The organism is Vibrio anguillarum (assembly GCF_003390515.1).
In the GTDB taxonomy this organism is placed as follows: Bacteria; Pseudomonadota; Gammaproteobacteria; order Enterobacterales; family Vibrionaceae; genus Vibrio; species Vibrio anguillarum.
In genome coordinates this window covers 1,922,024-1,933,048 of record NZ_CP031479.1, presented here as the reverse complement: position 1 = coordinate 1,933,048, position 11,025 = coordinate 1,922,024, and the positions used below count along the sequence as shown (strand labels likewise).

Sequence of the window (11,025 nt, the reverse complement as noted above, 5' to 3'; positions counted from 1 at the left end):
TAATAAAAAAGCCCAATACTCCTGATAGAGATTGGGCTTTTTAGTGATTAAATTTGGTGAGAGTTACTCGCTTACCTCACCTGAACCGAATTGCTTTGCGGCATAAGCCACGCGTTCTTCGGGGCTGGGATAGATAAGTTGCGTACCTAAACTTTCAATATGCTGCAAGCGTGGTAGCAGCCCTGCGCCATTGGCTATCTGGATAGCAAGCCCTGGGCGAGCGTTAAGCTCAAGTACCATCGGGCCTTCTTCTTTATCCAACACCATGTCGGTTCCCATATAACCAAGGCCAGTCATTTCCCAAGCGCTAGAGGCTAAGGTGAGTAGCTTTTTCCAATGTGGTACTTGCAGCGTTGAGAGCTCTTTGCCGGTATCTGGGTGCTCAGTGATGGGTAAATTAAACTGCACGGCTCGTACTGCTTTTCCTGTCGCAATATCAAGACCTACGCCAACAGCGCCTTGGTGTAAGTTGGCTTTACCATCAGAAGCCGAAGTCGAAAGGCGCATCATCGCCATGACGGGGTAACCTTTGAAGACAATAATGCGTACATCAGGCACACCCTCATAGCTAAAGCCTTCGAAACAATCGTCAAACTTAATTAGGTTTTCAACCACAGCAACATCATTTTTACCGCCTAGTGAAAATAGTCCGGCCAAGGCATTACTGATGTGGCGCTCAACATCTTGCTGGTTGATGGTCGCACCAGAAGGTTTAGTGTACACACCATCCTTGTGCGACATAATCACTAAAATTCCTTTACCACCGCTTCCGCGTGCAGGTTTTATCACAAAGCCCGGCCACTCTTTAACCATGGCATGGATCGACTTCACATCCGCTTGATTACTGATCACACCAATCAGTTTTGGCACAGTACAACCCGCACGCTGCGCAATCAATTTAGTTTGTAACTTATCATCAACCAATGGGTATTTTGAGCGATCGTTATAGCGACCAATGTAGCTATGGTTGCGCTTGTTCATGCCCATAATGCCTTTACGGCGTAGCTTAAATGGAGAAGTGTATTCGGATAATGAAAACATCTTTACTCCTCGGCTAACGGTTTAAAACGGCGAAGTTCAGTTAAACGGTATCCAGTATAGGTTCCCAATAGCAGAATGGCAGCTAATACGATCAGCTGTAAGCCAATAAAATTAAAGGTTAGGTGTTGGACATAAGAGTTAGTCATTGCTAAGTAGATTAAGATGGAAGTAAAGAGCGAGCCGCCACCTTGTAAAATCACCTCTTTTGCTCCTTCTTCTTCCCACAGAATCGACATACGTTCGATGGTCCAAGAGAGAATGATCATCGGGAAGAAGGTAATGGATAACCCTTCGGTCAGCCCGATCTTAAAGGCAACGACGGTAAAGACAGAGATGATGAGTATTACCGCAATGATGACCGCCGATATCCGTGCTACCAGTAGCAGGTTCAATTTCGATAAATAGCTACGAATGATCAAACCCGTACCGACGATAAGCAGAAAGCCCACGATACCTGTCAGTAATTGAGTTTGAACAAACGCCACGGCGATAAGTACCGGCATGAAAGTACCTGAGGTCTTTAGCCCAATAATCACCCGCAAGAACACCACAATTAATGCGCCGATAGGAATCAACATGATGGTCTTGAACATCGCTTGCTCTTCAAGCGGCAAACTGTGAATAGAGAAGTTTAAGAGTTTGTCGGCCTCAATTTTATTATTGGTTGCCGTTTGAGGTGAAACATCTTGAGACAGCATAGTGAAGTGAACTTGGCTGTTTTGCCCACCCGTGACATCCAGCAGTGAAACGTTGGATTCATCCCAAACCAGTAGGTTAGGGTGGTTGGGCTGCGTACCCGTTTCAGGGTTAAAAAGTACCCACTGATCGCCATTCCATATTTCGTTCATGTGTTGAATCGTTTGACGGCGGCGACCATCTTCGAGCTGGATAACACCAACGACTTTATTGGGAATTTGAGAGTATGACAGCAGTTTTTGTGTGGCGTCCACTTTGCTCATTTTATTAAGCAGCAAAGAGGCGTTTTGGCTATCGGCGTCATTGAGATTTTTAATCAGTTCGCGGGTAAAAGTGATGTTATCCGCCGAGCGTTGATTCGCTCGTTCAATTAATGCGATAGCCGCTGCTTCTTCTGGGCCATCAAAGGTTGGCTTAACCACATCACCCATCGGGGGGATAGGGTCCGCTTTCGCTTGAGGATCGACTAAAAATTGGCTTTTGTAGTAAATCGTTTGTGGGCCAGTTGCTTTGCGGATTGACCACTCAACACGTTTGCCCGTGTCAGTAGTCACGTAAGCTACGCCATAACCTGGTGATGATGACGATTCATTGATCAAAGTATATCCATCTTGAGTATGAGGCGCAGCTAAAGAGACTTTGGCTTCTTTGCCTAACGCATTGAATTCAACACGTGCTTCAATATCCCAAATTTGGCGAGTTTCCCCGGGTGTCCATGGCACCCCATAAGTTTGGTGGCGAACTACACTCAATGTAATGCCAGCTGCTATCAGTAACAAGACTGATAGATAAAATGGAACTCGTGACGTCATAAATATCCTTGCTGTTATTTGGTTTCGGTGTGGATGTATTTGCGACTGACATCGACTAGGGCGATATCACGAATAAATTCGCGTCCTAAGAGGATAGGATGGCTCATTTGAGAGCGATCAGCCAAGGTGAACTGTGCTTTTTCGTGAATACTGCCTAATTTTACCCACAGCTCAACAACGGCTCTGCGTTCCATTTCTTCATTGGTCGATTGGCGAATTTTAACGTAGCGAATAATAGGGGATTCTATCCAGTTCGTTTCATCTGTTGCTTTCTCACCATCGGAAAGGTGGAAACGCACCCAGTTCTTTCCGTTTCGCTCAAATTCTTCAATATCAATGGCATTAAGCGAAGAAGTCGCGGCTCCTGTGTCAACACGCGCGTCAAATGTTTGTTTGATCGAATCAATCGTTACCTTTTCAACTTCACCTAAAATAACGTCATAACGAGATCTTGGCATCGATGGAGTCGCAGCCGGAACGATAAGGTCATCGCCGGTTGTTGCTTCTGTATGTGACTTTTGGGCGTTAGCGGCAATCACCTTGAGTTTAGAGAGCTTTTGATCGAGCTTTAACATCTGATTTTCAAGGTTTTCAATGTAATCATTCTGGTTACTCAACTGAAGTTCCAGATTGGTCATTGTACTGTTGAGGTTCGATTCCGAAGTCTGAATCGCTGTTAGGGTAGCTTGGTGGTATTGTTCACCATTTGTTAGGGTGCAGCCTGACAGTAAAGCAATTGCAACAACGGATGCTATTGACTTAAACATTTGCGACCTTATGTATGTGTGATGGATAACTACTGATAAACCGAAGTTTAGCTGATAAAAAAGGATGCGTGTAGCATCCTCCGATAAGGGTAATATTATACGCAGAATCAAGCGTTAAAACTGTGTCAATTATAGTTTTTTTGCCACCAAAATAGCGCGTCTTGGTGCCGGATAACCTTCTAAGGTTTTGCTTGGGTCGTTTGGGTCAAGATAGTCAGGTAACGAATTGTGCGTCATCCATTGTGTGGTACGTTGTTCACCAACGGAGGTGACACTCTCATCAACGATACGCACGTCACCAAAACCACATTTTTCAAGCCACACTTTGAGCGCTTTTGCGGAAGGGAAAAAGTAGACGTTACGCATTTGTGCGTAGCGGTCGACAGGGACCAACACCGCATTTTCGTCGCCTTCAATAACCAGCGTCTCAAGAATCAATTCGCCCCCTGTGACCAACTGATTTTTCAATTGGATCAGATGATCTAGCGGTGAGCGGCGATGGTATAGGACACCCATGCTAAATACGGTGTCAAAGGCGTTCAATTCGGGTAATTGTTCAATGCCTAGTGGCAGAAGATGAGCACGTTGGTCATCACCCAATAGTTTACGCACCGCTTCAAACTGCACTAAAAACAGGTGCGAAGGGTCGATACCCACACACAGGCGAGCACCTTCGCCAAGCATACGCCACATGTGATAACCATTACCACAGCCAACATCCAGCACGGAACGGTCTTTCAGCGGTGAAATGTGGGGCAATACGCGGTCCCATTTCCAATCGGATCGCCACTCAGTGTCGATATGGATACCGTGTAAGTGATAGGGTCCTTTGCGCCAAGGATGAAAAGTTTTAAGCAAACTTTCCAATTTCTTCTGTTCGCCTAACGCCAGCGGTGTGCTATTTGAGAGAGTGACTGACTGTTTGAGCTCAATCAGATCAGGTGTACCCGAGGGGATTTTATTTAACGCACGAACCCAGCGATCAAAGTCGCCATGCTCTGCATTTTGCCAGTCCGTCAACTGTTGTGGCAAAACGTTTAGCCAAGGTTGGAGACGGGTATCTTGAGCGATCAGTTGATAAAAATTGGCAAAGTTAAACATGCAAAGCGTATTCCTAGATTAGGTAAAAAGACCCTAGACAAATGGCAAATCAGGTTTTGGCCCTTCTAGGGAAAAAAGCCAAAACTGCATTCTATTATTTAATGGCGAACATTGAACCAAAGTTGAAACACTGGAACCACACTTCATAGCTTGAAAAGCCAATTTGTTTAAAGCGAGCTTTATGTGTTGTGATGGAATCTGGGCACATCACATTTTCAATCGCACTGCGTTTTTGACTGATCTCTAATTCGCTGTAACCATTGGCTCGCTTGAAGTCATGGTGGAGATCAATTAGCAGCTCATGCGCCGTTTCATCTTCAAAAATGTACTTTTCAGATAAAATCAGTATGCCACCCGGGCGAAGGCCCGCGTAGATTTTTTCAAGCAGCGCGAGCCTATCTTCTGGCGATAGAAATTGCAGCGTAAAATTGAGCACCACCACAGAGGCATCACGAATTTCAATCTCACGAATGTCGGCCTCAATCACCTCGACAGGCGTATCCGAACGATAGGCGTTAATGTGCAGCTTGCATCGTTCAACCATGGCGGACGAGTTATCAACCGCCACAATTTTACAACCTTCTTGGCGAATATGACGACGCATCGAAAGCGTAGCCGCGCCTAAAGAGCAACCCAAATCGTAAATGGTAGAGTGTGGTTTAACAAAGCGCTCAGCTAACATGCCAATGGCCGAAATAATATTGCTGTATCCCGGCACTGAGCGTTGGATCATATCAGGGAAGACTTCAGCAACACGTTCATCAAAGGTGAAATCACCAATCTTATCGATTGGGGCAGAAAAGATGATGTCTTTATGATTGCTCATGGTGTACCTCATAGCGGCGCGCAACAAGCAGTGCTGACGGCTGCACTACCTTAAAAAAGGCGCACATTTTAAGAGAAAAGCGTGCGCGTGTCATTAACCTCGCACGACTCTCGATGAGATTATATTAAAATTAAAACTGGTCCGGTCTTTAATGGGTTTTTAAGCTGATAACAACTCTATCATACGCTGACAGTGTCAAGACGTTTTTGATGAATAAAGATGAATCTAATAGCACGCGAAAGATTCACATCTTTGCATTTGAATTACTGAGCTAGTGAAAGAATAATTATTTGCATAAAGACATACATTTCTTATAGGTCAAAAAAATGATATATCCTTCTTTTCTATTTTCATCCTCTATTTCTGGAATTGGGTGTCAAGCTATTAAAAAAAATAATAACTCATTTTCTAAACAAGTTAAAAAAGTTAAACGGCTTAAGAAGAGAAAAAATAAAAATAGCTCACATGATTTTAGTAAACCATTTTATAGAACGTTTCTTATAGAAACCGCGATTAAAGCAATAAATGAAAGTCAAGGTATTTTAAAAAATAAAGAGAGACGCATAAAAATACTTCAAGAGTCTCTTCCTGAAGAGGAGCAGTGTCTACCTCTTGAAGAGGAAGCTGAAATGATAAAAGCTACAGAAAATAAAATAGAAAAAACATTGAAAATAGATAGTTCCTTCAGAAATCGCTTAAGAAAAAAAGATGTTAAATTAATGAAGAAAAAATGGAAGAGAGAGAAGTTATCTATGCTAAATAAAACGAAGCATAGCTGGGTTATTTTAAAAAATAATATTACTACACCTACAGGTGAAACATATAATAATATTATGACGCCTGCAGGGAAAATGAAGCTAGGTGATAGTGATATATTCAGTCATAGTTACAATGATGAAGGTATTTCCAGTGGAAGTATATGTGAATCTGAACATGCGGTAAATCTATGGATGTCTGAGCTGACATCAACATCGGGAGATGTGCTTTTTAAAGGTATAAGGCATGGGGTTTTGTCACCGTATGGACTTGATAAAAATAGTCAAGAGCGCAAAGTCGGTAGAGTCAATCGAGGGAAAGAGGTTATATTGGCTGCCTTGTATGCTAATCAGGCGATCTTAGAGTCTGCTATACAAAACCCTGATGAAGTGGTGCCTTTACAATTAACATCAACCTCTCTAGTTACCGCTGGTAATGTTTGGTCTGTCACTGAAGGTGATCAATTAGAGGACCAAATATATTCATGGAATGAATTATCAAATAAAGTTATAGAATTAGAGGTGGTAGACAAATCAGGAAATTGTCAAAAAATTAAGGTTAAACCAGAGATCATTCCTTTTAATTTTGGAGTAAACGAGCTTTCTTTGAAATTTAAAATTGGTCAAAAGAAATCGGACAGTATAAACCTAGAGGGTTTAAAGATTCTGTTGGGGGATGGTTTTTGCAATAGTACTGATCCACAAGGTTGGGTCGGTAAATATTTGGCCGATAACCCTAAAAATAAATCGGTTGTTTTGCAATTGGTACAACAAATAAAAGAGATTTGGGAAGCTAAAGCACATAATACCGATGAGAGTGACCCATACAAAATGGCAAGATGCATTGTGTTATTAACGTATGAAATTGGGATTATTCCTGCTTGGAATTGCAAAAGTGGTAAAGATCGTACGGGTTTTCTTGACGGAGAAGTTAAGCGAGAAGTGATTAAATTACATCAGAATGAATCGGTTACTCCTTGGGGAGCACTTGGCAGTGAAGATCAGAAACTACTACAGAAGGTTTTACTCAACAGTGGTAACTTACAAATTCAGGAATCGAACACAGGAGGAGCTCAGGGGAATAAAGTGTGTACAAAAACACCTTGGATGCTGAGCTCAGCAGAACTGTCTCTAAAAAGAAAGAGAATTGGTGATAGAGACGCATGGAAAAAGATAAAAGGTTTGTCTAATTTTGTGAATTCATGAAACTGAATACCAAAAGATAGTGGCATTCATAAAAGCCTGATGGTTTGTTACCCCACATTTTTATGTGTTCGCATGAACTGGATTCCCCCTTTCGTTACACAATAGGGGGTGTGTATTAGTGGTGAGTTTTAGTATCAAAATAGGGTGATTTGGTGCTGGTCATCTTGGGCTGGAAATGTTGTCAATGTAGGTAATGTGAGTCGTTGTTGCAGCTGTTGGTATAGTTCGGCGGCTAATAATGGGGCTTCAATATTGTCTGGCGTGTGGACCATAAGATAAGGTTGTTTTCCTTGTTCGATCCAATGTGGCAGTTTGGTCATCCACGCTTCAAAAAAGGGGTAATTGGCCTCTAATTCTGGGTGGCCGATAAAACGGATCATCGGCGTTTGTGCCGTGGCAATGGCGTGAACAGGGACTTTAGGTTTCTTTTTCTGAGCATCAATGATGACGTCAGTTGTCGGTTTGGCCGAAAAGATAGGACGACTATCCATAATGATTCGGTCAACCGACGATTCAACTAACCATTGATTAAGCGCTTTTTCAGCTTCTCCCTTAGCAAAAAACTCAAGGTGCCGCACTTCAACACTCAGTGGAAAACCTGCGGGAAAATAGGCGCAGAATTTTTTCAACTGCTCTAAGTGCTGTGGGCCAAAAGTAGCTGGCAGTTGGATGGTCCATAATCCAACACGAGAGTGCAGAGGCTCCATGAGCATCATAAAATCTTTTAACTGATCTTGGCAGCCAGTGAGCTTATGTTCGTGGGTAATAGCTTTGGGCAGTTTGAACGTAAACCGAAAATCATCATGAGTGGCGGCGCGCCAGTTCTGCACTGTGTTCATGGAAGGTGACGCATAGAAAGTAGTGTTGCCTTCTACGGTATGAAAAACCCTCGCATACTTTTCAAGACGCTGCGCAGCAGGCGTTCCCGCGCCGTAAAACGTACTTTGCCAGCCCGCGTGTGACCACATGGTAAGGCCGAGTCGCAGTGGTAAATTCATCATACTGACCTTTCATCCATTACTAAAAATAAATACTCTACGAGAGTTTTGATGATTTTGGTATTTTAACGCTATAATCAGCCGCAATTTCTCAGCGGTGTTGCTATTTTGGTTGATTATTGATTTAAAAAGCAGCAACCCTTGATAAAACACAACAAATTGTATTCTGGAAGGTCGATTTTGCACATCTTTCAGCGTATAAATGGAACTTTGCGCTGCTCAGATAATGACGCTGAGCGGCTTAGAATTGATAACTAATTAGAGATTGGGAAATTCATTATGCGTAGCCATTATTGTGGTCACCTGAACAAGTCCCTCGCAGGACAAACTGTGGAGTTGTGCGGCTGGGTTAATCGCCGTCGTGATTTAGGCGGTCTTATCTTTATTGATATGCGAGATCGTGAAGGCATCGTTCAGGTGGTGGTTGATCCAGATATGGCGGATGTATTTGCAGTAGCTAACCAACTGCGTAATGAATTCTGCATTAAGCTAACTGGTGAAGTACGCGCGCGTCCAGAAAGTCAAATCAATAAAGAGATGGCGACTGGCGAAGTAGAAATTCTCGCGAGTGGGATTTCGATTATCAACCGCAGTGATGTTTTGCCACTGGATTTCAACCAAAAGAACTCAGAAGAGCAACGTCTAAAATATCGTTACTTAGATCTACGCCGTCCAGAAATGAGTGATCGTATTAAGCTGCGCGCTAAAGCGTCTAGCTTTGTACGCCGCTTCCTTGATGAACACGGTTTCCTCGATATTGAAACGCCAGTTTTGACGAAAGCAACGCCGGAAGGGGCTCGTGACTACTTAGTGCCAAGTCGTGTGCACAAAGGCAGTTTCTATGCACTTCCTCAATCGCCACAACTGTTTAAACAGTTGTTGATGATGTCAGGTTTTGACCGTTACTATCAAATCGTAAAATGTTTCCGTGATGAAGATTTACGTGCTGACCGTCAACCAGAATTTACTCAAATCGATATTGAAACGTCATTTATGACGGCAGATCAAGTGCGTGAAGTGACCGAAAAAATGGTTCGCAACATGTGGCTAGAACTACTAAACGTTGATCTAGGCGATTTCCCTGTGATGCCATACAGCGAAGCGATGCGTCGCTATGGTAGCGACAAGCCGGATCTGCGTAACCCACTGGAATTGGTTGATGTTGCAGACCTTGTAAAAGATGTGGATTTCAATGTTTTCTCTGGTCCCGCTAATGATGCTAAAGGACGCGTGGCGGTTATTCGTGTACCGGGTGGCGCGGCATTAACTCGTAAGCAAATTGATAGCTACGCTGAGTTTGTTGGTATTTATGGCGCGAAAGGTTTGGCGTGGATGAAAGTCAATGACCGCGCTGCTGGCTTAGAGGGCGTTCAATCTCCGGTCGCGAAATTCCTTTCGGCTGACATTGTGGAAGGCATTTTGGCGCGGACTCACGCTGAGTCTGGCGACATCATTTTGTTTGGTGCCGATAAAATAAAAGTGGTGACTGAAGCCTTGGGTGCGCTGCGTTTGAAATTGGGTAAAGATCTGGCGATCACCAATGAAAATTCATGGGCTCCACTATGGGTTGTTGATTTCCCGATGTTTGAGGAAGATGACGAAGGTAACTTGCATGCTATGCATCACCCATTTACCGCGCCACTTAACTTAACCGCGCAAGAGCTGCAAGCCAACCCCGCGGTTGCAAATTCAAATGCTTACGACATGGTATTAAACGGCTATGAAGTGGGCGGTGGCTCGGTGCGTATTCACAATGCTGAAATGCAATCTGTGGTGTTTGATATTTTAGGTATCGATGCGCAAGAGCAACAACTGAAATTTGGCTTCCTATTGGATGCGCTGAAATTTGGTACACCACCACACGCAGGTCTTGCATTCGGTCTTGACCGTTTGGTGATGCTGTTGTGTGGTACGGAAAATATTCGCGACGTGATCGCTTTCCCTAAAACAACCGCAGCCGCTTGTTTGCTAACGGATGCACCGAGTCTGGCTAACCCAGCGTCGCTCGAAGAGTTGGCGATTGCGGTGACGGTCGCAAAAGAAAAAGCGCAATAAACGCAACGGTAGCAGGGTGGCGAAAGTCACCCTCTTTTTTGCCCCCGCGTAGGGTTATCCTTTTTTATTTGAGTGAACCTTGTTCTCTCGCCAATTGACTTAGTGACAGGAATCTCTCTTTTGGCTCAAATGTATTTCTATTACTCTGCGATGAATGCAGGTAAATCAACCACTCTTCTACAATCTTCTTTCAACTATCAAGAGCGTGGTATGACGCCCGTGATCTATACCGCCGCCATCGACGACCGTTATGGTGTTGGTAAAGTAAGTTCAAGAATAGGATTGGAATCAGACGCCCAGCTTTTTACCGCTGAAACGAATTTGTATGATGAGATCAACGCACTGCACGAGCAACAAAAGCGTCACTGCATTTTGGTTGATGAGTGCCAATTCTTAACCAAAGAGCAAGTCTATCAATTGACTGAAGTGGTCGATAAAATCGGCATTCCGGTACTGTGCTATGGCTTGCGTACCGATTTTTTAGGTGAGCTATTTGAAGGGAGTAAATATCTACTTTCTTGGGCCGATAAGCTGGTGGAATTGAAAACAATTTGTCATTGTGGCCGTAAAGCGAACATGGTCATTCGCACCGATGAACATGGAGTGGCGATTGCCGAAGGTGATCAAGTCTCTATTGGTGGTAACGATAAATACGTGTCGGTATGTCGTCAGCACTATAAAGAAGCCTTGGGTAAGTAAATTCATTACTTCTGCGCCTTGAACAAATTATTCGATAGGGAGGTTTAAGCCTGTCTCTTATACACAAAT

Annotated in this window: 8 protein-coding genes and 2 pseudogenes; 3 read left to right on the top strand and 7 right to left on the bottom strand. The window is 43.6% G+C overall.

Annotation, left to right across the window (positions count from 1 at the left end; all coding sequences use genetic code 11):
- Positions 1-63: 63 nt before the first annotated feature.
- The 6 genes and pseudogenes from DD616_RS12330 to cmoA form a co-directional block, all read right to left on the bottom strand.
- The gene (locus DD616_RS12330) at positions 64-1,041 is read right to left on the bottom strand and encodes an alpha-L-glutamate ligase-like protein (protein WP_019280854.1); all 978 of its coding nucleotides are present in this window, start codon (positions 1,039-1,041) and stop codon (positions 64-66) included.
- A gap of 2 nt (positions 1,042-1,043) precedes the next feature.
- A complete protein-coding gene (locus DD616_RS12325; protein WP_013857063.1) occupies positions 1,044-2,549 on the bottom strand; it encodes an inactive transglutaminase family protein in 1,506 nt (501 codons plus the stop codon).
- A gap of 14 nt (positions 2,550-2,563) precedes the next feature.
- Positions 2,564-2,995: pseudogene (locus tag DD616_RS17520) on the bottom strand (ATP-dependent zinc protease family protein); the annotation flags it as partial.
- Between the two features lie 125 nt (positions 2,996-3,120).
- Positions 3,121-3,316 (bottom strand): annotated as a pseudogene (locus DD616_RS17515) (ATP-dependent Zn protease); the annotation flags it as partial.
- A gap of 129 nt (positions 3,317-3,445) precedes the next feature.
- Complete coding sequence (cmoB, locus tag DD616_RS12315) at positions 3,446-4,417, bottom strand: tRNA 5-methoxyuridine(34)/uridine 5-oxyacetic acid(34) synthase CmoB (protein ID WP_013857061.1); 972 nt, start codon at positions 4,415-4,417, stop codon at positions 3,446-3,448.
- A 94-nt stretch (positions 4,418-4,511) separates the two neighbouring features.
- Positions 4,512-5,243 (bottom strand): carboxy-S-adenosyl-L-methionine synthase CmoA, encoded by a 732-nt coding sequence (cmoA, locus tag DD616_RS12310; protein WP_208871737.1) that lies wholly within the window; start codon positions 5,241-5,243, stop codon positions 4,512-4,514.
- Between the two features lie 326 nt (positions 5,244-5,569).
- On the opposite strand from cmoA, the gene DD616_RS12305 reads away from it, so the two are divergent.
- Positions 5,570-7,204 carry an inositol phosphate phosphatase SopB gene (locus tag DD616_RS12305; RefSeq protein WP_208871736.1) on the top strand — a complete coding sequence of 545 codons (1,635 nt, stop codon included), beginning with the start codon at positions 5,570-5,572 and terminating at the stop codon, positions 7,202-7,204.
- Positions 7,205-7,338: 134 nt separating this feature from the next.
- Here DD616_RS12305 and DD616_RS12300 read toward each other — a convergent pair whose 3' ends face one another.
- Complete coding sequence (locus DD616_RS12300) at positions 7,339-8,205, bottom strand: DUF72 domain-containing protein (protein ID WP_017047720.1); 867 nt, start codon at positions 8,203-8,205, stop codon at positions 7,339-7,341.
- 276 nt (positions 8,206-8,481) lie between these two features.
- Between DD616_RS12300 and aspS the strand changes: the two genes are divergently transcribed.
- Together aspS and DD616_RS12290 are read left to right on the top strand one after the other, a co-directional pair.
- Positions 8,482-10,257: an aspartate--tRNA ligase gene (aspS, locus tag DD616_RS12295; RefSeq protein WP_019282187.1), complete on the top strand. Its 1,776-nt coding sequence runs from the start codon at positions 8,482-8,484 to the stop codon at positions 10,255-10,257.
- A gap of 120 nt (positions 10,258-10,377) precedes the next feature.
- Positions 10,378-10,956 carry a thymidine kinase gene (locus DD616_RS12290; RefSeq protein WP_026027614.1) on the top strand — a complete coding sequence of 193 codons (579 nt, stop codon included), beginning with the start codon at positions 10,378-10,380 and terminating at the stop codon, positions 10,954-10,956.
- Positions 10,957-11,025: the final 69 nt, after the last annotated feature.